The 22,735-nt window shown below is 66.6% G+C and carries 19 protein-coding genes; 9 read left to right on the top strand and 10 right to left on the bottom strand.

The window, feature by feature from the left end; translation table 11 throughout:
* Positions 1-142: 142 nt before the first annotated feature.
* On the top strand, positions 143-778 hold the full coding sequence (locus FDW83_RS15295; protein WP_138138933.1) for a DUF2461 domain-containing protein: 636 nt from the start codon (positions 143-145) through the stop codon (positions 776-778).
* A 42-nt stretch (positions 779-820) separates the two neighbouring features.
* Here the strand turns inward: FDW83_RS15295 and FDW83_RS15290 are convergent, their stop codons facing one another.
* The 4 genes from FDW83_RS15290 to FDW83_RS15275 all read right to left on the bottom strand — a co-directional run bounded on the left by FDW83_RS15290 (position 821) and on the right by FDW83_RS15275 (position 5,756).
* Positions 821-1,423, bottom strand: a complete 603-nt coding sequence (locus tag FDW83_RS15290; protein ID WP_138138932.1) for a TetR/AcrR family transcriptional regulator — start codon at positions 1,421-1,423, stop codon at positions 821-823.
* Positions 1,424-1,509: 86 nt separating this feature from the next.
* Complete coding sequence (locus FDW83_RS15285; RefSeq protein ID WP_138138931.1) at positions 1,510-3,057, bottom strand: amino acid permease; 1,548 nt, start codon at positions 3,055-3,057, stop codon at positions 1,510-1,512.
* Between the two features lie 251 nt (positions 3,058-3,308).
* Entirely contained in the window at positions 3,309-4,739 is a 1,431-nt protein-coding gene (locus FDW83_RS15280) for an FAD-dependent oxidoreductase (protein ID WP_138138930.1), read from the bottom strand.
* 18 nt (positions 4,740-4,757) lie between these two features.
* Entirely contained in the window at positions 4,758-5,756 is a 999-nt protein-coding gene (locus FDW83_RS15275; RefSeq protein ID WP_138138929.1) for a DNA topoisomerase IB, read from the bottom strand.
* 105 nt (positions 5,757-5,861) lie between these two features.
* On the opposite strand from FDW83_RS15275, the gene rarD reads away from it, so the two are divergent.
* Positions 5,862-6,914 carry an EamA family transporter RarD gene (gene rarD / locus FDW83_RS15270; protein ID WP_138138928.1) on the top strand — a complete coding sequence of 351 codons (1,053 nt, stop codon included), beginning with the start codon at positions 5,862-5,864 and terminating at the stop codon, positions 6,912-6,914.
* An 84-nt stretch (positions 6,915-6,998) separates the two neighbouring features.
* On the opposite strand, the gene gabT is transcribed toward rarD, so the two are convergent.
* Positions 6,999-8,369: a 4-aminobutyrate--2-oxoglutarate transaminase gene (gabT, locus tag FDW83_RS15265; protein WP_138138927.1), complete on the bottom strand. Its 1,371-nt coding sequence runs from the start codon at positions 8,367-8,369 to the stop codon at positions 6,999-7,001.
* An 81-nt stretch (positions 8,370-8,450) separates the two neighbouring features.
* On the bottom strand, positions 8,451-9,881 hold the full coding sequence (locus FDW83_RS15260) for a gamma-aminobutyraldehyde dehydrogenase (protein ID WP_138138926.1): 1,431 nt from the start codon (positions 9,879-9,881) through the stop codon (positions 8,451-8,453).
* 170 nt (positions 9,882-10,051) lie between these two features.
* On the opposite strand from FDW83_RS15260, the gene FDW83_RS15255 reads away from it, so the two are divergent.
* Positions 10,052-11,488, top strand: coding sequence for a PucR family transcriptional regulator (locus FDW83_RS15255; RefSeq protein ID WP_138138925.1), 1,437 nt, complete (start codon positions 10,052-10,054; stop codon positions 11,486-11,488).
* A gap of 3 nt (positions 11,489-11,491) precedes the next feature.
* Here the strand turns inward: FDW83_RS15255 and FDW83_RS15250 are convergent, their stop codons facing one another.
* Positions 11,492-13,087, bottom strand: coding sequence for a CYTH and CHAD domain-containing protein (locus tag FDW83_RS15250; protein ID WP_138138924.1), 1,596 nt, complete (start codon positions 13,085-13,087; stop codon positions 11,492-11,494).
* Positions 13,088-13,229: 142 nt separating this feature from the next.
* Here FDW83_RS15250 and FDW83_RS15245 point away from each other — a divergent pair, with 142 nt between their 5' ends.
* The 3 genes from FDW83_RS15245 to FDW83_RS15235 all read left to right on the top strand — a co-directional run bounded on the left by FDW83_RS15245 (position 13,230) and on the right by FDW83_RS15235 (position 16,568).
* Positions 13,230-14,543 (top strand): CynX/NimT family MFS transporter, encoded by a 1,314-nt coding sequence (locus FDW83_RS15245; protein WP_138138923.1) that lies wholly within the window; start codon positions 13,230-13,232, stop codon positions 14,541-14,543.
* Between the two features lie 6 nt (positions 14,544-14,549).
* A complete protein-coding gene (locus tag FDW83_RS15240) occupies positions 14,550-15,230 on the top strand; it encodes a FadR/GntR family transcriptional regulator (RefSeq protein ID WP_138138922.1) in 681 nt (226 codons plus the stop codon).
* An 84-nt stretch (positions 15,231-15,314) separates the two neighbouring features.
* The gene (locus tag FDW83_RS15235; RefSeq protein WP_138138921.1) at positions 15,315-16,568 is read left to right on the top strand and encodes an AI-2E family transporter; all 1,254 of its coding nucleotides are present in this window, start codon (positions 15,315-15,317) and stop codon (positions 16,566-16,568) included.
* A 153-nt stretch (positions 16,569-16,721) separates the two neighbouring features.
* Here FDW83_RS15235 and FDW83_RS15230 read toward each other — a convergent pair whose 3' ends face one another.
* Entirely contained in the window at positions 16,722-17,258 is a 537-nt protein-coding gene (locus FDW83_RS15230) for a hypothetical protein (protein WP_138138920.1), read from the bottom strand.
* A gap of 154 nt (positions 17,259-17,412) precedes the next feature.
* On the opposite strand from FDW83_RS15230, the gene FDW83_RS15225 reads away from it, so the two are divergent.
* The 3 genes from FDW83_RS15225 to FDW83_RS19565 are packed head-to-tail and all read left to right on the top strand — an operon-like array spanning position 17,413 to position 19,776.
* Positions 17,413-17,703 carry a hypothetical protein gene (locus tag FDW83_RS15225; protein WP_138138919.1) on the top strand — a complete coding sequence of 97 codons (291 nt, stop codon included), beginning with the start codon at positions 17,413-17,415 and terminating at the stop codon, positions 17,701-17,703.
* 3 nt (positions 17,704-17,706) lie between these two features.
* On the top strand, positions 17,707-18,534 hold the full coding sequence (locus FDW83_RS15220) for a DUF1206 domain-containing protein (RefSeq protein ID WP_138138918.1): 828 nt from the start codon (positions 17,707-17,709) through the stop codon (positions 18,532-18,534).
* Between the two features lie 30 nt (positions 18,535-18,564).
* Positions 18,565-19,776 (top strand): SRPBCC family protein, encoded by a 1,212-nt coding sequence (locus tag FDW83_RS19565; protein WP_240721008.1) that lies wholly within the window; start codon positions 18,565-18,567, stop codon positions 19,774-19,776.
* Between the two features lie 62 nt (positions 19,777-19,838).
* Here FDW83_RS19565 and FDW83_RS15205 read toward each other — a convergent pair whose 3' ends face one another.
* Together FDW83_RS15205 and cobA are read right to left on the bottom strand one after the other, a co-directional pair.
* A complete protein-coding gene (locus FDW83_RS15205; RefSeq protein ID WP_138138917.1) occupies positions 19,839-21,305 on the bottom strand; it encodes an FAD-dependent oxidoreductase in 1,467 nt (488 codons plus the stop codon).
* Positions 21,306-21,402: 97 nt separating this feature from the next.
* Positions 21,403-22,662 carry a uroporphyrinogen-III C-methyltransferase gene (gene cobA / locus FDW83_RS15200; protein ID WP_138138916.1) on the bottom strand — a complete coding sequence of 420 codons (1,260 nt, stop codon included), beginning with the start codon at positions 22,660-22,662 and terminating at the stop codon, positions 21,403-21,405.
* Positions 22,663-22,735: the final 73 nt, after the last annotated feature.

Below are 22,735 nucleotides of genomic sequence, written 5' to 3'. Positions count from 1 at the left end.
AGCCGCCAACAAGATCGGCTAACCCCGCACCCCAAGCAAAGAACCGCCCCGCCACAAACACCAGTGGCGGGGCGGTTCTTTCGCTTTCCACATAGCTGAACCTGCCATGGTGGGAAGGAGGCCAGCTTCCTAGGATCGCCGTATGACTACGTTCCAGGGCATACCTGCCGGTGCATTCGACTTCTACGCCGAACTGCAGGACAACAACAACCGGGACTGGTGGCTGGAGCATAAGGAGAACTACCAGGTGCTGGTCCGTGATCCACTGGCGTCGCTCCTGGCCGAGCTTAAGCCCCGGTTCGGGCCGGGCCGGCTCTTCCGCCCCAACCGGGACATCCGATTTTCACATGACAAGTCCCCCTATAAAACGGCCCAGGGCGCCTTTGCTTCGGTGCAGGAGGGGGTGGGTTACTACCTGCAGATCAGTGCGCACGGCCTGGTGGTGGGCGGCGGCTACCATTCCCACTCGCCGGCACAGCTGGTGAGGTACCGGAACTCCGTGGATGCTTCCGGCACCGGCGATTCATTGCGGCATATTGTCGACGCCATCGCCGCCGCAGGCTTCGCGGTAGAGGGCGAGAAGCTCAAGACGGTGCCGCGTGGCTACGCCCGTGACCATCCGCGCGCAGAGCTCCTGAAGCATAAATCACTGGCAGCGAGCATGGACCTTGGCCGGCCGGACTGGCTGGACAGCCCTGCGGCCGGGCAGGAGCTTTCCGGGCTGTGGGAGAAGCTGCGCCCGATGGTGGATTGGGTGGGCAGGCACGCCGCTCCGTGACAACCGGCCTGCCGCGGGGCGTCCCGTTGTCTCCCCCTGAATTCAGGTCTCCTGGGCCGCGGCCAGGCGGCTTTCAAGGTTGTTGAAGAAGACCGACAGCATCAGCTCAAAGGCCTTCGTGGCCGCCTCGGGTTCATTCATTACCACGAAATCAAACTGCAGGCCGTAAAAGGTGGACGTAAAAAGGCGGGCGTCGGTGTCAGCATACTCCGCGGGAATGCCCTGTACCATCAGCCAGTCGCGGGTCTTGTGGTGGAGCATCCGGAAATGCTCCTGCGACGTCCCCCGCGGTTCGGCAGCAACGATGTCCTGGGCGGTTGCCTCGAATTCAAGCCGGGTGAGGTGACGGTTCCGCTGCGCCATGGTCCACTGCCACGAGTCGCGCAGGAATTCGCGCCAGGCAGCGCGGTCGATATCGTGCACGTCGGTGTTCCGCATCCGGTCAAGCCGGGACTCGATGGACACCACAATGTCGTTGATCAGCTGTTCCCGGTTCCCGAAGTGGTACACCAGCACATACGCGCTCATCCCCAGCCCCTCGGCGAGGCTCCGGAACGTCAACTCCGCAAGGGTCTTATCCATCAAGTAGTCGAGGATGGCGGCCAGCAGTTCGGCTTTTCGCTCGGGTCGTGTCTGGCGTGCCATATGTCCATCCTAAGAGCCGGCGGGTGTCCGGCCCGGCAGGCGAATGCCCGCCCGGGCAGGCCCGGGCGGGCATTCACGGGGAGCCGTCAGGCCCGCGTGCGCTCTTCCTGGTCGGCGGACAGCGGTGCGGCAGCAGTGCCGTTGACAGCAGTGCTGGCCTCGCGGAAGCGGTCATTGAGGCGCGAGTGGCGCTGTCCGTAGGCGAAGTAGATTGCGATGCCGATGGCCAGCCAGATGGCGAAGAAGATCCAGGTCTCCACGGCCAGGTTGGTCATCAGGTACAGGCACAGCACAGCGGACAGGATCGGAAGGACCTTCCCGAAGGGGACGCGGAAGGCGGGCTTCAGGTCCGGCCGCTTCTTGCGCAGCACCAGAATGCCCAGGCTGACCACGACAAAGGCGGACAGGGTGCCGATGTTGATCATTTCCTCGAGCAGGTCCACATTTGTGAGTCCGGCAACAAGGGCGACGGCGGCACCGCAGATGATCTGGAGACGGGCGGGTGTGGCGTGCTTGTCGCTGGTGCGGGACAGCGCCCGCGGCAGGAGTCCGTCCCGGCTCATCGCCAGGACCACGCGGGACAGACCCATCAGAAGGACCATGATCACCGTGGTCAGGCCTACCAGGGAACCGAACGCGATGATCTTTGCAGCCGAGGTATCCCCGACTGCTTCAAAGGCTGTGGTCAGTGTGGGGCTTTCGGCCTCGGCGAGCTGGGTGTAGGACACCATGCCGGTCAGCGCCAGGGACACCAGGATGTAGAGCAGGGTCACCAGGGCAAGGCCGCCGAAGATGCCGCGCGGCAGGGTCTTCTGCGGGTTCTTGACCTCCTCGGCGGAGGTGGCCACGACGTCGAAACCGATGAAGGCAAAGAACACCAGGGCCGCGCCGGCGAAGATTCCCAGGGTGCCGTACTGGGCAGGGGCTGCCCCGGTGAGGAAACCAAAGAACGACTGCTTCAGCACATCCGCGGTGCCGGTGCCGCCGGTGGGTTCGGCCGCGGGCACGAAGGGGGTGTAGTTTTCAAACTTCACGTAGGTGAAGCCCACCACGATCACGAACAGGACGACGCCGATCTTGATCAGGGTGAAGATGTTGCCCACGCGGGCAGAGAGCTTGGTGCCGAGCACCAGCAGCACGGTAAAGACGGCAACAATGAGGAACGCGCCCCAGTAGAGGTCAACGCCGCCCAGCGAAAGAGCCGGCGGGATGTCGGCGCCCATGAGCGCGAACACCTTGCTGAGGTAGATGCCCCAGTATTTGGCGATGACCGCGGCTGCGGTGAACAGTTCCAGGACCAGGTTCCAGCCGATGATCCAGGCGAGGAGTTCGCCCATCGTGGCGTAGGTGAAGACGTAGGCGGAGCCGGCCACGGGGATGGCAGTGGCGAACTCGGCGTAGCACATGATGGCGAGCGCACAGGTGATGGCAGCGATCGCGAAGGACAACGTTACGGCGGGGCCGGAGAAGTTGGCTGCAGCCTTGGCACCGACGGAAAAGATGCCCGCGCCGACAGCCACGGCGACGCCCATGATCATGAGGTCCCAGGTGCTGAGGGAGCGCTTGAGCTTGCGTCCGGGTTCATCGGAGTCGGCGATGGACTGCTCGATGGATTTAGTCCGGAGAAGGTTCATAGGGGATCACAATCCTGGTATGTGATGGAAACAGACTTGTAAACGATAGTGTCCACCCAGTGAACGGCCACAATCGTCCCGGATAGTGAGACGGCCGCCGCGCCAAACATTCTTCAGCAAACAGCAGTTGAGGCCCTCCAGCAGAGGGCCTCAAGTGCTTGTACGCCGAATCAACCCTGCGGGGCAGCTCCAGGACTGCCGGTGCCACCCCGAAGAAGAATGCTCTCGGGCGGCGTCACGGACCGCACGGATCAGTCGCGGGAAATGCGGATCATTTCGTCCCGCGGAACCACCTTGATCCGCTCGCGGATTACATGGTCCAGGCCTTCAGGTCCCGTCCATGCTGCGCCGAGGCCCGCCTCATGGGCGTCGAGCTTGTTCCAGCCTTCCCACGTGGTGTACTCGATACCGCGCTCCTCCAGCAGGTCGATGATGGCCTGCGGATCCGGGTTCCGGGCCGGCGGCAGCATCAGCCGGTCCTCCAGCAGGAAACCAATGGTCTCAAGGGCGTCGCCCTTGGTATGCCCGATCAGGCCCACCGGACCGCGCTTGATCCAGCCCGTGGTGTAGATGCCGGGGACCGGTTTTCCATCGGCGTCCAGGACCCGGCCGCCCTCGTTGGGGATGACGCCGCGCTTGGGGTCATACTCCAGCTCGTCCAGCGCGGAGCCGTGGTAGCCGATGGCCCGGTAGACCGCCTGGACCGGGTACTCGATGTACTCCCCCGTACCCTTTGCGTTACCGGTGCCGTCAAGCTGCATGCGCTCGAACTTGATCCCGCCCACTTTGCCCGTGCCGTCGTCGAGCACTTCAACTGGGCTGTGCAGGAAGTGCAGGTGCAGGCGGCGGGAGGACGGGTTCCCGGACTCGGCGTGCTCCTCCACCAACCAGTTGGTCAGGGTATTTACCATGGTCTTGATCTGGTTGTTGCTGCGGATGGCGTCGTCGGAGGCCTCGTCGAACTCGAAGTCCTCGGGGTACAGGACAATGTCCACGTCATTCATGTGGCTGAGCTCGCGCAGCTCCAGCGGCGTGAACTTCACCTGCGCCGGGCCACGCCGGCCGAACACATGCACGTCCGTCACTGGCGAGGACTTCAGCCCCCGGTAGACATTGTCCGGGATCTCGGTGCTGAGCAGCTCCTCCGGGTGCTTCACCAGCATGCGGGCAACATCCAGTGCCACGTTGCCGTTGCCGATCACGGCAATCTCCTTCGCGTCCAGCGGCCAATCCCGCGGAACGTCCGGATGCCCGTCATACCAGGACACAAAGTCAGCGCCGCCAAAGGACCCGTGCAGGTCGATGCCAGGGATGTCCAAATCAGCGTCCTTGACCGCCCCGGTGGAGAAGATCACGGCGTCGTAGAAGGCACGGAAATCGTGCAGGGTGAGGTCCCTGCCGTACGTCACGTTGCCAAGGAACCGGATGTCGCCGCGGTCCAGCACCTTGTGCAGGGCATTCACGATCCCCTTGATGCGGGGGTGGTCAGGGGCCACCCCGTACCGGATCAGGCCGTAGGGCGCGGGGTAGGCCTCAAAGAGGTCGATACTGACTTCGAAGTCCCCGTCCTTGACACCGCTGGACTTGGTGAGGATGTCCGCAGCATAGACCCCCGCCGGTCCTGCCCCCACTATGGCGACGCGCAACGGACGGGTGGAAGCTGGTTCGCTGGAGTTGGTCACAGTCCCCAATTCTAGGCCTCAGCCGCTTTTGGCCAGCGGAACCACGTCCCCTTCGCGGTATAGCAGCGCCCGCAGTTCCGCCTCCGCTGAGTCCGGCCGTTTCGGATCGATGGTTTCGCCCTCGTGGTAGTGGTCCAGCACCCGGGGATCAACGTAGCTCTTGCGGGCAATGGACGGCGTGTTGCCCAGCACCTCTGCGGCGTCCACCATGGCCCGGCTGATGGCGCGCTTCCGCTTCGCGACGGTCTTTTGCGGGCCGGTGCGGGCCAGGCTGCTGGCAGCTGCCAGGGTGCCCCGCAGGGTGCGGAAGTCCTTGGCCGTGAAGTCGGACCCGGTGCGTTCCTTCACGTAGGCGTTGATCTCGGCACTGGTCACCGGCCGCCAGGTCCGCCCCTCCTTGTACGCCAGCAGCCGGGCGTTGGGGCCCCGGCGCTTGAGCAGGCGCAGCAGGACTGCCAGGTCGGGGTCGCGGATTTCCGATGCCCAGTCCTTCCCGCTTTTGGCCGGGAACCGCAGGATGATCCGGTCCTTCCGGACCTGCACGTGCGCGCACAGGAGCGTCGCCAGGCCCCGGCTCCCGTTCTCGTTCGTATACCTCTCGGACCCGACCCGAAGCGAGCCGCTGTCAAGCATGCGGAACGCCCCGGCCAGGACACGGTCCCGGGTAAAGCCGTCGCTGCGCAGGTCCATGGTGACACGGCGGCGGGCGGCGGGCAGCGATTCGGCCAGTTGCAGGGACCTGTCGAACTTCAGCCGGTCCTTCCGGGCACGCCATTCCGGATGGTAGATGTACTGGCGCCGGCCGACGGCGTCCACCCCGGTGGCCTGGATATGGCCGTTTTCGAAGGGCGCTATCCAGACGTCCGTCCAGGCCGGCGGGATGCCGATGCTTTCCAGCCGTTCACGTACAGGGCCCTGCGGCACCGTGGAACCGTCTAAGTCCCGGTAGCTGAACCCCTTGCCCGAGGCGATCCGGCGGTATCCGCGGCCTGAGGCGTTGCTGCGCCGGAGCCTCATGGTTCTGCAACCGGAAGGTATGCACATGTCATAAAAGCAAGCCTACTGACTATTTGCCGGTTGTCAGGCGTGCTCGCTTGGAATACCTGTCCGGCGGCTGATGTTATGGGTTTCGTGCCCTTCCCCGACCGCTCCCCCGCCAGTTCCCCGGCCCGCGCTGCGGCCGCAGCTTCTTCGACAGGAACGGGCGCCGGCCGCACTGCCGCCGCAGCTGCCCCGAAAGCCGTCGATAAGGACACGACGGCGGGAATCCTGTTTGGCATTGGAGCCTACGGGCTCTGGGGGCTGCTCCCGCTGTACTTCTTTGTGCTTATGCCCGCGGGCGCCGTCGAAATCGTCGCCAACCGCGTGGTCTGGTCCCTTCTGTTCTGCGCCCTGCTGATCACGGTGACCCGCGCCTGGCCGGCCCTGGTTGCCGCGTTCCGGGACCGCGCGGTATTCGGGACGCTGGCCTTCGCCGCCTTCCTCATCGCCGTCAACTGGCTGACCTACACCTACGGCGTAACCACCAACCAGGCGGTGGAAACCTCGCTGGGCTACTTCATCAACCCGTTGGTGTCCGTCCTGCTTGGCGTCCTGGTCCTGAAGGAAAAGCTGCGCCCGCTCCAGTGGGCCGCCGTCGGAATCGGCTTCGTGGCCGTGGGCGTCCTGACCTATTCATACGGCAAGCTTCCGTGGATCGCCCTTACCTTGGCCTTCAGCTTTGGCCTCTACGGCTTCGTGAAAAAGCGCGTGGGGCCCAAGGTCGATGCGGTGACCAGCCTGAGCGTGGAAACCATGGTGCTGGCACCCTTCGCGGCAGCCACCATGGTGGTCCTCGCCCTCAACGGCACGGCCACCCTCACCAGCCAGGGCGCCGGGCACTTCTGGCTCCTGCTTGCATCCGGCGTGATCACCGCGGTGCCCCTGGTCTTCTTCGGCGCTTCGGCGCGCCGGCTGCCGATGACCACCATCGGCCTGCTCCAGTATTTCGCTCCGGTCCTGCAGTTCATCGTGGCGCTGGTGGTGTTTCGCGAGGCCATGCCCGTGGAGCGCTGGATCGGTTTCGGGGTGGTGTGGCTGGCCCTGCTGGTCCTGACCGTGGACATGCTGCGGACTGCGCGGAGACATGCGGCGGCCCGGAAAGCCGCCCTGCAACCGGCCGGCGGACCGGCCTAAGCAGCAGAAGGCTGAAACCACGGAAGGCGGACCCAGCTGGCGCTGGACCCGCCTTCCTGGCGTTGCCGGAGGGAGTCGTTCCGGTTAAGCGTTGGCCTTGATGGCCGCCGCCAGGACGTCCAGGCCGTCGATGAGGAGCTCATCGGTGATGACCAGCGGCGGCAGCAGGCGGATGACGTTGCCGTAGGTGCCGCAGGTGAGGATGATGACGCCTTCCTTCAGGCAGGCGGCGGCAACAGCCTTGGTCAGTTCCGGGTCCGGTTCCTTGGAGCCGGCCTGCACCAGTTCGATGGCCAGCATGGCGCCGCGGCCGCGGACGTCACCGATCACGCCGTGGCCGGCCCCGGCCAGCTCGGCCTGCAGTTCACGGAGGCGGGAGGTGGCGAGGGATTCGATGTGGCGGGCACGGCCGGCCAGGTCGTATTCCTCCATGGTGCCGATGGATGCCAGGGCCGCGGCGCAGGCTACCGGGTTGCCGCCGTAGGTGCCGCCCAGGCCGCCCGGGTGGACGGCGTCGAGCAGATCCGCCCGTCCGGTGATGGCGGACAGCGGCATGCCGCCGGCGATGCCCTTGGCCAGGGTCATGATGTCCGGGACAACGCCCTCGTGCTGGACTGCGAACCATTCGCCGGTGCGGCAGAAGCCGGACTGGACTTCGTCAGCGATGAAGACAATGCCCTTCTCCTTTGCCCAGGCGGCCAGCGCCGGCAGGAAGCCCTCGGCGGGGACGATGAAGCCGCCCTCGCCCTGAATGGGCTCGATGATGATCGCGGCAACCTGGTCGCCGCCAATCTGCTTCTCGATCATGGTGATGGCGCGCTTGGCCGCCTCGGCACCGGTGATCTCCGGGTTTTCCTCGCGGTACGGGTAGCTCATGGGCATGCGGTAGACCTCGGGCGCGAAGGGCCCGAAGTTGGTCTTGTACGGCATGGCCTTGGCGGTCAGCGCCATGGTGAGGTTGGTGCGGCCGTGGTAGGCGTGGTCAAAGGCGACGACGGCGTCACGCCCGGTAGCGAGGCGGGCCACCTTGATGGCGTTCTCCACGGCCTCGGCACCGGAGTTGAAGAGGACGGTGCGCTTCTCGTGGTCACCGGGAGTCAGGCGGTTCAGCTGTTCGGCGACTGCGACGTAGCCTTCGTAGGGCGTCACCATGAAGCAGGTGTGGGTGAAGTGCTCCACGGCTTCCTTCACCGCACCGACGACGGCGGGATCGGATGCGCCCACGCTGGTCACGGCGATGCCGGAGCCAAGGTCGATGAAGGAGTTGCCGTCGACGTCCTGGATGATGCCGCCGTCGGCGTCTGCCACGTAGACAGGAACGCCGGAGGCGACACCGGCAGCGACGACGGACTTGCGGCGTTCAGCGAGGGCGGCGGACTTGGGGCCGGGGAAAGCGCCGTTGATGGAGCGCTTCTGCTCCAGCCGGTAGTTGAGTTCGGGTGCGGTGGTGGTCATGAAAATATTTTCCTTACTGATGGGCCCACGCCGGCAGGGTTCCCTGGCCGAAGCGAAGCGAGGTTAGGGGGCCGGTGGGGACTAGGAGTCGAGGGCGGACATCACGTGCTTGATGCGCGTGTAGTCCTCCACGCCGTACATGGAGAGGTCTTTGCCGTAGCCGGACTGCTTGAAGCCGCCGTGGGGCATCTCGGCAGTGAGGAGGATGTGGGTGTTAATCCAGACGGCGCCGAAGTCCAGGTCGCGGCTCAGGCGCATGGCGGTGCCGTGGTTGGACGTCCAAACGCTGGAGGCCAGGGCGTACTCGACGCCGTTGGCCAGCTCAACGGCCTCTTCCTCAGTGCTGAACTTCTGCACCGTGATGACCGGGCCGAACGTTTCCTTCTGCACCACGTCGTCGGTCTGCTTCGCGCCGGTGATGATGGTGGGTTCGAAAAAGAAGCCCTTCTCACCCGCGCGGTGGCCGCCGGTTTCGATCCGGCAGTTGGCGGGAAGGTTTTCCACCACGGAGGTGACGGCGTTGAAGTGGTTGACGTTGTTCAGCGGTCCGAAGTAATTGTCTTCGTCGTTCTGCGAGCCGGTGTGCAGCGTGCGGGTGTGTTCCACCATCGCGGCCACAACGTCATCGTGGACTGATTCCTCCACCAGCACACGGGTGATGGCGGTGCAGTCCTGGCCGGCGTTGAAGAACGCGAACTCGGCAATGGCAGCCGCGCTCTTCTTGATGTCCGCGTCCTTGAAGACGATGGCAGGTGCCTTGCCGCCAAGTTCCAGGTGGGCCCGCTTGAGTCCCTTGGCTGCGCCGGAGGCCACGGCCACGCCCGCGCGGACGGAGCCCGTGATGGAGACCAGGCCGGGGACCTTGTGGTCCACCATCATGGCACCGGTTTCGCCGGTGCCGAGCACAACGTTCAGGACACCGGCGGGGAAGATCTCCTTGGCCAGCCGGGCCAGGGCCAGGGTGGATTCGGGGGTGGTGTCCGAGGGCTTCAGCACTACCGTGTTGCCGGCGGCGAGGGCGGGGCCGATCTTCCAGATGGCCATCAGGAACGGGTAGTTCCACGGTGCCACCTGGGCCACCACGCCGATGGGCTCGCGGCGTACGTAGGAGGTGTGGCCCTCGAAGTACTCACCGGCGGACTTGCCTTCGAGGATGCGGGCGGCGCCGGCGAAGAAGCGGAGCTGGTCTGCACCGGCCGCCACTTCCTCGGACGCGATCAGGGAGCGGACCTGGCCGGTGTTGCGGTGCTGTGCTTCCACCAGTTCATCGCTGTTGGCCTCTACGGCGTCGGCGAGCTTAAGCAGCATCAGCTGCCGCTGGCCCGGGGTGACGCGCTTCCAGGTCTTGAATGCCTCCTGCGCCGCGTTCATGGCAGCGTCAACGTCAGCCTGCACCGAGATGGGCGAACGTGCCACCACTTCCCCGTTGGTCGGATTGACCACGTCCAGCAGCCTGGTGCCGGCAGGTGTGACGAACTCTCCGTTGATGAAGTTCTGCAAGGTTTGGACCACGGTGTGCAACCTCTTTCATAGGGACCATCAGCGCCGGAGCGTATGGACCAGGGCGGATGGATGGAACTGGTCTGAGCCTATGCCAGCGCCCCTGCCCAGTGAATAGCCACCTGCACACCCTTCCTTCCGGTGTTTAGTGCGCTTGTCCAGCTCCCGTCTATCCTTGATCCATGGCCATTTCCCTCGCTGCCCTGCTGGGCGTGAACTCCTTGAGGCTGTCCAGGGCAGGCGTGGCCGAGACCACCTGGCACCACGACATCAACTGGGTGGCCGTCACGGAACTGGAGGATCCGCAGCGGTTCCTCAACGGCGGCGAGCTGGTCCTGACCACCGGGCTGCGGTTGCGCTCCGCACCCGAGCAGCGCCGGTTTGTCCGCCAGGTGCAGCGGGCCGGCGCAGTGGGTATCGGCTTCGGCGTCGGGCTTTCGCACGAGTCGGTGCCGCCGGCGCTGCTGGCAGAGGCCAACAGGTGGGGGCTGCCCGTGGTGGAAGTCCCCTACGAAACCCCCTTCATCGCGATCACCAAGCTTGTTGCGGATGCCCAGTCCGCGGACCACTACGCCAAGCTGGAGAGGCTGATCGCCGGGCACCAGGTGCTGGCCCGGGCGCTGCTCACCGGCGGCGGGCTGGCGGAGCTGCTGAAGCACCTCGGCGGCATGCTCCGCACGGACATCGCACTAACCCAGTTCACGGCGCAGCTCTACAACAGCAGCAAGGAAACGCCGACGGCGGAGTCCTGGTCCTCCTACCCCATCCCCACCGGCCGCCGTGACGCCTGCACCCTGTGGGTCCGGCAGCCGTTCGAGGACACCGGAATCATCGGCTACGCACAGAACCTGATCAGCGTGGAACTGAACAACATGGTCAAGCAGCGGCAGGCCCAGCGCGCGCTGTGCGGGCAGGTACTTGAAGACGTCATCCACGGGGCGCTGGAAACCAGTGAAGCCCAGCGGCGCCTGGCCGGCGTGGGCATCAACAGCACCCGCAAGAACGTGGTGCTGCTGGCCGTCTCCGCAGCCCATACCAAGGCCCTGGGAAGCACCGCGGTGCCGCGCGAGCTCGAAAACGCCATTGCCGCCGTCGTGGGCAAGGACCTGGTGCTGGTCATCAATGACGACGGCGGGGCGGCGCCGGCCCTCGCACGGAAGCTCAGCGACCACCTGGCCGAGGCCGGTATCCACGCCACCATCGGCATCGGCGGTGCCTACACAAAGCCGAACGGCCTGCGCTGGAGCTACTTCGAGGCCCGGGACGCGGCAAGCCACGGCCTGCCGGTCAACGAGCCGGAGCGGCTCAGCCTGACATCGCTGCTGCTGGCCAGTGAGGATGTGCCCCTTGCGGACATGGCGCATGAATCGCTGAACCCGCTGCGCACCTTTGACGCCGCCCACGGCTCTGAGCTGATGGCCACGCTGGAAAGCTACCTGAACAACAACGGCTCGGTGGCAGCGGTGGCCGAGCAACTCACGCTGCACCGCAACACGGTCCGTTACCGTCTGGCCCAGATCACAGAACTGACCGGCTATGATCCTGCCGTCACGTCGGACCGGGTGCAGCTGTGGCTGGCTTTGGCCGTTGCCCGGCTGACCGCCCGGCCGGACAAGTAGCGGTTAAAGTACGCCCCGGCGCAGCAGGTCGCGGGACTTCTTGCGGGCTTTGCGGTACTTCGCCTCGGTGTCGGCCATCAGCTCCTCCTGCCGCTTCAGGAGCGCTGCGTAGGCTTCCGCCGTCGCGGGCCGGTCCAGGTCCGGGCCGAGGCCTGCCAGCAGGTCCCGGGCCAGCACGGCGTCGTGGAAGTGGCCAAGGATCTTCTGTTGCCGGTGGGCGGCTTTGGCCACCTTTCCTGCCCGCTTGCCCTTGAGCAGCGCCGCCGATTCAGCCACATGCCGCAGCCGCTTGGCGTTGATGCGGACACGGTGGAGGGCGTTTTCGTGGTCCCTGCCAGGCCGGGCATGCAACGCGGCCTTGTGCGAGCGGCGCAGCCTTTTTGCGGCCTTGTCCACGGCTTTTGAAGCAACTTTCCGGCCCGGGGGTACCGTTGCCATCCGCACGGGCGGGTTGTCGCGGAATTCCTCGAGACTGTCCAGAAGCCGGAAGTAGCGGTCCGAGCGCAGCGCTTCCTGGAGCCGGCGGTAGCCGGCGTCGTAGGCGCCCCCGGCCTTGTGCTCCACCCGCTCGCGGGCGGCATCAGTGCCCGGACCGGCCGCGAGTTCGTCGAGGTGGCCGGCCAGCCCGGCCAGCAGCACTTCGGCGTCCCGCGGATCACCAAGCAGATGCCCCAGCCATCGCAGCTCGTCCCGCAGCCGACGCACCGGTGCTGGACGATAGAGCTTGCGGTAGGCGGCAAGGACAGAGCGGATGCGCCGGGCGGCCGAGCGCATGTCGTGCACCCCTTCCGGCTCTTCCAGCCTGATGGAGGCATCCTTGGCGAGGAGTTCCTCGATGTGCGGGGCTATATAGGCCGTGACGATGGCACCGGCCGGGGCCCTCTTTCCAGCCAGCACTGCCGGAGTGGTTGCCTCCCCGTCGCCGGTGCCGCTGCCGGGGACGTCGCGGGCCGCCGTTCCGAGGGCCTTGGCAAGCTTGGAGGCGTGCCCGGCGGGGCGGGCGCCCGCGGCGAGCAGGAGCTTTTCGGCGGGAGCGAAAAGTGCGGCGTCGCCGTTGACCAGTTCCAGCTCCCACTCGCGCCACTCCTGCGTGCGGCCTTCCCCGGCCGGCCCGGCGTCGTCTTCCTGTCCTTCCAGCCGTTCCGCCGTCACCCGGTCGTCGGCAAGGTCCGCCAGGTGCACACCATTTCCCCCATACAGGGCGCGGGTTGTGCGTTTGGTGTGCAGCCGGACCACGGGTGCCAGTTCAGCGCCCCGCAGGTACGCCTGCACCCGGGCCAGGAGGGCCTCGGGCACGACGTCGGCCTGGCCAAGGGGCGCGTGCACCTCGCGGCGTTGCTGGGGTTCTCCTCCTTGCGGCGCAGATTCGGGCGGCAGCTTGAGGTGCCACCCGGCATCCGTTCCGCCCGAGCGGCGGCGGAGGGTGATGCGCCGGGAAGCCAGGGCGTGTCCGGGAGTATCGAAGTAAACGGCCTCCAGCTGCGCCGTGTGGGGCTTCCCCACCCGCACCACCCCGGAAAGGTCTTCAAGCCGTGGCACCTTGGCGTTGGGGCCGACGTCGTACTTCTTCTCTACCTCAAGAGCCTGGGAAGCTGTCACAGCCGTCCTTCCTTCCCGCCGCGTTGCCTGCACCCGGCGCTCCGCACCCGGCGTAGGAAGTCTATTGCCGGGCGGTACCGTGCAGGGAGAGCTTGCGCACAAAACCCTAGACATCAAACGTCTAACCTTTACCCTTGAAGGTATGCCCGCCACTCCACCTGCTTCCGCCCTTGCCCCGAAGAACTGTCCCTCCGGCGCTTCCCGGACCGGGGCATCCGCCGGCGCCGTTGTGAACGCGGCAGGGCAACCGCGGCAGGCCGTGCGGGAAAAGCCGCGGACCGCCGTCGTTTTCAGCGTCATAGCGCTGGTGCTGATCGGCCTGAACCTGCGCGCGGGCATCAGCGGCGCGTCGGCACTGCTGCACGACCTCCAGTCCGTGCTTGGATACGGACCCCTGGTGGCGGCCGTCATACCGTCCATTCCCACGTTATGTTTTGCCCTCGCCGGCGCGGGAACGTCATGGCTTACCGGCCGGCTGGGCGTGGAGAAGGCCATTCTGCTCGCCCTTGCCCTGCTGGCCGGCGGGCTCCTGCTCCGCGGCATCCCCGCCGCCGGCATGCTGGTGGCCGGCAGCGTGGTGGGCATGTCCGGCCTGGCCGTGTGCAACGTGGCCATGCCGTCCTTCATCCGGAAGCATTTCGCTTCGCGGACCTCCCTGATGACGGCCGTCTATACGGTGACCATGACCACGGGGGCAACCGTGACGGCCGTCGCCGTCGTCCCCCTGGCGCAGGTGCTCGGATCGCCCTCCGCCGCCGTCGGCACCATCGGGATCACCGCCGTCGCCGCGTTCCTGGGCTTCCTTCCCGTGGTGCTGCACGCGCACCGCAACAGCAGGCGCGACGCCGCCGTGCACGTCTCCCCGTGGCCGCTGCTGCGGACCCGCAAGGGGCAACTGCTGACCGCGATCTTCACCCTGCAGGCACTGCTCGCCTACGCGCTCCTGAGCTGGTACCCCTACATGCTGACCACCCTGGGGCTGAGCGCCTCGGACAGCGGCCTGATGTTCGGGCTGATGCAGCTGGTTTCGGTGCCGGCCGGCATGATCCTGATCGCCATCGGATCCAGGCCCCGGATGCTCCGCCCGGCGTTCTACCTGGTGAGCGTGGTCATGGTCCTGGGTCTGGCGGCACTGCTGGCGCTGCCCGTCCAGCTGGCCTTCGTCTCCGCCGTGCTGCTGGGCTTCGGGCTGGGAATCTTCCCGCTGGTGATGGTGATGATCAGCCGCAGCGGAACGAACACCGCCGAAACCACCGCGTTGTCCACCCTGGCCCAGTCCTCCGGCTACTTGCTGGCGACGGCGGGGCCGTTCGGCATGGGCCTGCTGCACGGTGCCACCGGCGGCTGGACGCTGCCCCTTGTGCTGCTGCTGGCGCTCGCGCTGGTCCAGGTCGTGGTGGCGCACCTGATCACCGGCGCCGCCATGACCGGCAAAAACCGGGGACCGGTAAAGTAGGACGCCATGGCACTGAGCCCCTCCACCCGCCCGCCGCTGGCAGACGAAGTCACCGCGAAGCTGCGCGCCATGGTGCACTCCGGCGAGTGGCCGCTGAACCAGCGAATCCCCTCCGAAACCGAACTGATTGCCGGTCTTGGGGTTTCCCGGGGCACCCTCCGCGAAGCCGTCAAGGCACTCGCGCACAGCGGCATCCTTGAGGTCCGCCGCGGCGACGGCACCTACGTCCGCGCCACGAGCGAAATCTCCGGCGCGGCCCGGCGGATGTACCAGGACCACACGGACCAGCACATCCTGGAAGTGCGGCTGGGACTGGACACCCAGGCTGCGCGCCTGGCGGCCAGGAACGCAACGGCCGACGACGTTGCAGAGTTGCGTGCGCTCCTCACCGCCCGGGACCAGGCCTGGAAGGGCGGCGACCTGGAAGCCTGGGCACGCGCCGACTGGGGGTTCCACGAGCGGGTGGCGCAGGCTTCGGCCAACCCGTTGCTGCACGAGCTTTACGCCAGCTTTGGCACCGTGTTCCACCAGGACCTGCTCGCGCAGCAGGGCCGGCCGGGCTTTGACGGCCTCCCAGCCGAGGGGCACAGCGTGCTGCTCCAGGCGATCGAACAGCACGACGAGGAGGCCGCGGTGGCCACCGTCAACAGGAACCTGAACTCCTGCGCGGAGTGGCTCAGCTCCTGATCGGTCAGTACGCTTACTATCTGACGCAGGTAGTAAGCCTGCCCCGCACCTGCGGGCAGACGCCGCCGAGGATGAGGAGCTCCCATGGCGCGATCAACTCGCCTGACGGAACACACGTTGGGCAACGAGCCCCCGGAGCCGCACAAGGAGGCTGCGCCTGGGCTGGCGGGAAGCGGCGTTGCCCGGCAGGGCGAGCCCCTTGGCGCATCCACCAGCGGTGGCCTCTCCGGGCAGGACAAGGCCAAACCGCCCAGCGCTTTGTGGACCGACGGGCTGGGAAGGGTCGGGATCCGGGCTGCCCAGATCCTGCTGATCCTCACCGTGGCCGTGGTGTCCGTTTACGGGCTGATGCAGATCAAGCTCCTGGTCATCCCAATCCTGATCGCGCTGATCCTGGCCGCGGCGATCGGCCCGTTCGTGAACATGCTGCGGCGGCGCGGGGTGCCCGGCGGCCTGGCCACCGGCATCGCATTCATAGGGCTCCTGCTGCTGCTCGGCGGCGTTTTCACCGTGATCTACTTCTCCGTCCGCAACCAGTGGGGCGAGCTGGCAGCGCAGGCTTCCTCCGGGCTGGACGAGCTGGAACAGTTCCTCCGCACCGGACCCATCCCGATCGACCAGGAGCAGCTGGGCCAGGCCCGGCAGGCCGTCATCGATTTCGCCACCAGCAGCCAGGTCCGCTCCGGAGCGCTCACCGGCCTCTCCGTGGTCACCGAGTTCCTCGCCGGGACCGCCTTGGTGATTGTCATCCTGTTCTTCTTCCTGAAGGACGGCGCCAGCATCTGGAACTTCTTCCTGCGCCCCTTCAAGGGCCGCCGGGAGGCCAAGCTGCGCCGGGTGGGCAGCAGGACTCTGGAGGTCTTGGGCGGGTACGTCCGCGGCACCGCCATTGTGGCTGTGGTGGACACTGTGGCCATCGGCGCGGCGCTGCTGATCATGCAGGTTCCGCTGGCCTTCCCGCTGGCGATCATCGTATTCATCGGCGCCTTCATTCCCCTGGTGGGCGCCACAATTGCAGGCATCCTGGCCGCGCTGGTTGCCCTGGTGGCCAACGGTCCGGTGGTGGCGCTGATCGTGGTGGCCGTGGTGATCGCCGTCAACCAGCTGGAAGGCGACCTCCTGCAGCCCATCGTCATGGGCAAGTCACTGCAGCTCCACGCTCTGGTGATCCTGATGGCGCTGACCGCCGGCACCATCCTCGCCGGCATCGTGGGTGCCGTGCTGTCCGTCCCGCTGGCCGCCGTGGCTTGGGCCATCATCCAGGTCTGGACGGCGGAAGACCCCAACCTGGAGGACATGAACCCCGACCTTCCGCCGGCGGGCACCAAACCCGTGTAACCCGGCCGGAGTTTTTGTCCAGCTATGCAGACCTGCGAGGCCCGGAAGTCTGCATATCCGGCCAAAAACTCCAACGGGAGGGAAAGCACGACGACGGTCCGGCACCCGGGTGCCGGACCGTCGTCGTATGTGGCGCGTTACTGCCGGAGAAGGCTAGCGGCGCAGGCCCTCGAACACGTTCTTGGGCCGCTGCATCTCACCGTGCTTGGCACCGAGGATGACCACGAGGCCGGCGAAAGCGGGGATGACCCACTGCAGCGTCTTGAGCTGCTGCTGCGCTGCCTTCAGTTCCTCGGAAGCGCCCGGACGGGGCTCGGTGGCACCTTCGGACCCCTCCTCGGCAAGCTTCTCCACCTTCTTGCCGAGGATGCCGGAGTACAGGGTCACTGCGGCGCCTGCCACCGTCACCGCAGTCTTAATCGCCGTATCCCGGGCCACGCCCTCCTGCTTTGCAATTCGGCCCTTGTTCTCCCAGGCGATGGCCAGGTCGGCCACCAGGTGGGAGGCGAACGCGGCCGTCTGGATCGGCGCCCACTTCATCCAGCCGACGCTGGAGAGCCGGGTCCGCTCGGAAGGGTCGCGAGCTTCCGCCGCTGCCCCGTTCAATCCGATGGCACCCATCAGGGAACCGCCGAACCATGCCGCCGCCGTCAGATCGTGGACTGACCGGGCAATGAGATTTCCTGCCATGATGTGCATTCCTAACGTTGAACTGGTTTCGGGATGCCGCTGCCGCGGACTTTGGTTTCCGTGCCCCTCAGGTCAAGGTGCGACTATGGTAAGCACACTTACTAATGTTACGAAAGCCCGTCTTGGTGACCGCGGAACGCGTAATATCGTGGCCATGGGAATCACAGGGACATTGTTCGGCTGGGCCTTTGGGGACCCGGCTAGGGAAGACGAAGGCACGTACGTGGACGGGCTCCAGCGCGAGGCGCTCCGGAACGCCCGGGAGACGGCAGAAGCCAAGGGCGTGTCTGCCGTGGCGGGCTCGGAAGTGTTCACTGTGTTGAGCGGGGACGATTCACTGGTGGAACTGGATAACGCCCCGGGCCGGCTGGTGGTCCGCTGCACCATTCACGTCGAGGGACCGGGCGCGGAAAAGCTGCGTGCCGAAGGGCCCATGAACGGCTGAGCGATGTCGGACGGGGAATCCACCCTCAGCCAGGCTGCGGACGTCATCGAGGAGGCGTCCAACCACAAGATCCTGGACGTCCTCGCACGGGCCGGCTTCGCGGTCATGGCCTTGCTGCACGTCATTGTGGGAGCCATCGCCGTTGCCGTTGCGTTCGGCCAGCCGGGCGAAGCGGACGCCACGGGTGCCATCGAACAGCTCGCCGCCAATCCGTGGGGCCCCGCCGTCCTGTGGGCGTGCGTCCTGGCGTGCGGCGGCCTGTCCCTGTGGCAGGCGAGTGAGGCAACGCTCCGCATGCGCGGCAGGCCCCGGAAGGAACGGGTCTCCAAACTCATCTCTTCCGGATTCCTGGCCGTCGCCTACGGCAGCGTGGGCTTCACCTTCGCCAACTTCGCCGTCGGCCTGCGCGGGGACTCAGGCGACAACACCCGCGACTTCAGCGCATCCCTGATAGCCAACCCGCTGGGCCTGTGGGTCCTCGTGGCCCTGGGCCTGACGATCATCGGGATCGGCATCTACTTCATTCATAAGGGGGCACGGCGGGGCTTCAAGGAAGAGCTTTACCACTTTGACGGGACGCGCCGCGGCAGGATCATCGACAGTCTGGGCGTCATCGGGCACATCGCCAAGGGAGCAGCGCTCAACCTCACCGGGCTCCTGTTCGTCATCGCTGCCGCCAAGCACACCCCGGAAGAATCCACCGGACTCGACGGCAGCCTCAAAGCCCTCCGCGACCACGCCTTCGGCCCGTACCTGTTGGTCGCCATCGGTGCCGGTTTCATCGCCTACGGCATATTCGCCCTCATCCGCTCCCGGTTCGGCCGCATGTAGGTCCGCGGCTTTTCGGGGTAGGTAACAAGCATGACGCAGCTGACAACTGACCAGACGTCCCACGGCGGCATTGCGCCGGGCCTTTCGGTGGCGGCGGGACAAGCCTTTGCCGGGCTCTTCCGCCTGCTGAAGCTCGTCCGGCCTGACCGGCCGATCCATCCCCACGGTTTGGGCCTCACCGGAGAGCTGACCCGGACCGGCAACCCCTTCGAATCCAGCGGCGTCGAATGGCTTGACTCCCCCGGGCTCGATACGGTGGAGGCCCGGTTCTCTCGTTCTGCCGGACTGCCGCAGGTCCTGCCGGACGTTATGGGGCTCGCCCTCCGGGTCACGCCGGGAGATGCTCCGGGGAACGCACCGGCGGACGTTTTGTTCTCCTCAACGGGCTGGCGCGTTCCGGGCAGGTTCCTGCTGCGGCCCCGGCTCGACGTGGACGGCGCCACCATGTCCACGCTTATGCCGTACCGCGGCAGCAGCGGCCCGGTGCTGCTGGGTTTACGGACCCTCAGCCTGCCGCCGGGTTCGCTCTCCGCCGGCGAATGGGTACTGGGCCTCTACTGGGCCCGGCCAACAGGGCGCTGGCAGCCCTGCGGCGAACTCCGGCTGCATGCCGGCGCCGATCCGGGCGACACCCCCCTGCGTTTCAATCCGCTGAAGAACCAGCCACCGGGCGCGCAGGCCTATGCCTGGACCCGCCGGCTGCGGGAGGGCTCCTACCGCGCCGCCCAGCGGAAGGCGCCCGCCGCCGTTGGACGCTCTGCTGAACACCAAACCCCCAGCACTGCAGAAGGAAGGAACACCATGTCCACCGTGTCCAAGCTGTTTAACTCCCCCGCAGCCGACGTCTGGCGGGTCCTTTCCGACGGCTGGCTGTACTCCGGCTGGGTAGTGGGCGCGTCGCGGATCCGGGCCGTCGACGACACCTGGCCGCAGCCCGGCGCCCGGCTGCACCACTCGGTGGGCGCCTGGCCGTTCGTCATTAACGACAGTTCCAGGGTGACCCGCGCCGAGCCGAACCGCACGCTGGAGCTGGTGGCACGCGGCTGGCCAATGGGCGAAGCCAAGGTGGTGATTACCCTCGAGGACCGGGGCAACCAGTGCCTGGTGACCATCGCGGAGGACGCCATCAAGGGGCCAGGGAAGCTGGTGCCAAAGGTCCTCCGCGATGCGACGATCAAAGTTCGTAACCGCGAGACGCTGCAGCGGCTGGAACTGATGGCCGCGGGCGGCGCGGGAAAGTAGCCGCCGGCGGGCTTAAAGCGATGAAGCGCGGAACCGGTGGTTCCGCGCTTCATCGTGAACTCCTAGACCTGTGCGGCTACTCCGTCGCGGGAGATGTCCACCATGTCCTCGCGCGGCACAACCTTGATGCGCTCACGCTTGACCGCAACGCCGTGCGAACTGCCGGCCCCGGTGGCAGCGGCGCCCAGGGCGAGCTCGTGGGCGTCGAGGGCCAGCCAGCCTTCCCAGCTGGTGAACTTCACGCCGCGGGAGTCCAGCAGTTCGACGACGGCCTCTTCCGAAGGGACGCTGGCCACGGGAAGGTTTTCGCGGTCTTCCAGCAGGTAGGTGACGGTCTCCAGGGCATCGCCCTTGGTGTGGCCGATCAGGCCCACCGGGCCGCGCTTGATCCAGCCAGTGGCATAGACGCCCGGCACGTGGGTGCCGGAGGCATCCAGGACGCGGCCGCCGTCGTTCGGGATGACACCCTTGGTGTGGTCGAACTCGATCTCCGGCAGCGCGGAGCCGAAGTAGCCGATGGCGCGGTAGACGGCCTGGACCGGGTAGTCGATGAACTCGCCGGTGCCGCGGACGTTGCCCGTGCCGTCCAGTTCGGTGCGTTCAAACTTGATGCCGGCCACCTTGCCGGGGGTCTCGGCGTCGTCGTAGATCTCCACCGGGCTGTGCAGGAAGTGCAGGTGCAGGCGGCGGGATGCCTTAAGTTCGGAGAGGTCCTCGGGCTGCTCGGCAATCCAGTTGGTGAGTGTGCCCACCATGGTCTTGGTCTGGTTGTTGGTCTGGATCTGGCGGTCCGACTCCTCGTCGAACTCAAAGTCCTCCGGGTAGAGGATGATGTCCACGTCGTGCGAGTGGGACAGCTCGCGCAGCTCCAGCGGGGTGAACTTGACCTGGGCGGGGCCGCGGCGGCCGAAGACGTGAACGTCGGTGACGGGCGAGGCCTTCAGGCCCTGGTAGACATTGTCCGGAATTTCGGTGACAAGCAGGTCGTCAGCATGCTTGGACAGTACCCGGGCCACGTCCAGCGCCACGTTGCCGTTGCCGATGACGGCGATTTCCTTGGCGTCCAGCGGCCATTCGCGCGGAACGTCGGGGTGGCCGTCGTACCAGGAGACGAAGTCGGCGCCGCCGAAGGAGCCCTCGAGTTCGATGCCGGGGATGTTCAGGTCCGCGTCCTTGATGGCGCCGGTGGCGAAGATCACGGCGTCGTAGTGGGTGCGCAGGTCCTCGATGGTGAGATCGGTGCCGTAGTCCACGTTGCCGAAGAAGCGGATGTCACCACGGTCCAGGACCTTGTGCAGGGCGTTGACGATGCCCTTGATGCGGGGGTGGTCGGGGGCCACGCCGTAGCGGATCAGGCCGTAGGGTGCCGGGTAGCGGTCGAAGAGGTCGATGCTCACGGTCAGCTCGCCGCTCTTGACGGCTTCGCTCTTGGTGAGGATGTCCGCAGCGTAGACGCCTGCCGGGCCGGAGCCCACGACGGCGACGCGCAGCGGGCGTTCGGCAGTACCTACGGTGGTGCTTGATGACACGGCTGTGTTCCTTTTCTTGGGTCCGGCCCAACTGGCTGGCACCTAACGTCGTGAAAACGGATTTTTGGTGCGTTAGCTGCGAGGTAGTTGGGTGGGGCTAGGTGGTGAGGACTCGAGGTTTGTTCGGGCTGGTGGTGCTGTAGTCAGCGGCTTTGAAGTGCGACGGCGCGAACGGGCTCACGCGCACCACGTCACCGATGACAATCACTGCGGGATTTGCGACGCCGGCGGCCTCGGCCTGGTCCGCAATGGAACCGAGCGTGCCGATGGTGACGCGCTGGTCCGGCAAATAGCCGTTCTCTACAATACCAACCGGAGTCCCGGCGGGCAGGCCCGCTTCCTCCAGTGCGGACGCTGATTCACGGAGCTGGCCGACGCCCATAAGCAGGACGATGGTGTGGTCGGCACGGGCAGGAACTTCGGACAGCTCCTCGTGGCCGGTGACCACGCTGAAGCCCTTGGCCAGGCCGCGGTGCGTCACGGGGATGCCGGCTGCTGCGGGGACGGAGATGGCGGAGGTGACGCCGGAAACGACTTCCACTTCGACGCCGTGCCGGCGGCAGTATTCGGCTTCTTCTCCGCCGCGGCCCAGGACGTAGGGGTCGCCGCCTTTGAGCCGGACCACACGGTGGCCCTTGAGGGCTTCTTCGACGAGGATCCGGTTGATCCCGGCCTGCGGGACCGGGTGGTGGCCCGGGGTCTTGCCGACCTCGATGACGCGGACATCGGGGGCGAGTTCGTTCAGGAGTTCGCGCGGGCCCAGGCGGTCAGCGACGACGACGTCCGCCTGCCCCAGGAGCCGGCGGCCGCGGACAGTAATGAGCCCGGTATCGCCGGGACCGCCGCCGACGAGGGCAACGGTTCCGTTTTTTGCGGGACGGCGCCGGCGCAACGGAAGGTCACCGGTTTCCAGGGCCGTGGCAACGGCATCACGGACGGCCATGGCGCGGCGCGGGTCTCCGCCGGCGTTGACGGCGATCTTGACGTCCTCAACGTCTGCGACGGCGGGAGTCCAGGCGGCGGATGCTTCGTGATCGGAGGCGTTGACGCACCAAATGCGCTGCGCCTCGGCGTCGGCCGACACCCGGGCGTCCACCTCGGGATCACCCGTGGCAGTCTGGACGAACCACACGCCGTCGACGTCGCTGGAAAGGTAGGGGCGCGCTGCCCAGGTGACCAGGCCGGCGCCGGCCATGTCCTGCAGCGCGACGGAGGCAACGGGAGCCACGACGGTGACCACTGCACCGGCGTCAAGCAGGCCCTTGGCGCGGCGCGCCGCAACGGGGCCGCCGCCCACCACCAGCACGGGGCGGCCGAGCAGCCGCAGCGCTGTGGGGTAGATATCCTGAATTGCCATGAATCAACGGTAGGGCCGCGTCACAATGGCCCACAAAGGCCGAGCAACACCAGTTCACGTAAGGTAACGCTGC

The organism is Pseudarthrobacter sp. NamE2 (assembly GCF_005796205.1).
Taxonomy (GTDB): domain Bacteria; phylum Actinomycetota; class Actinomycetes; order Actinomycetales; family Micrococcaceae; genus Arthrobacter.
This window is presented reverse-complemented; position numbering and strand designations above follow the sequence as displayed.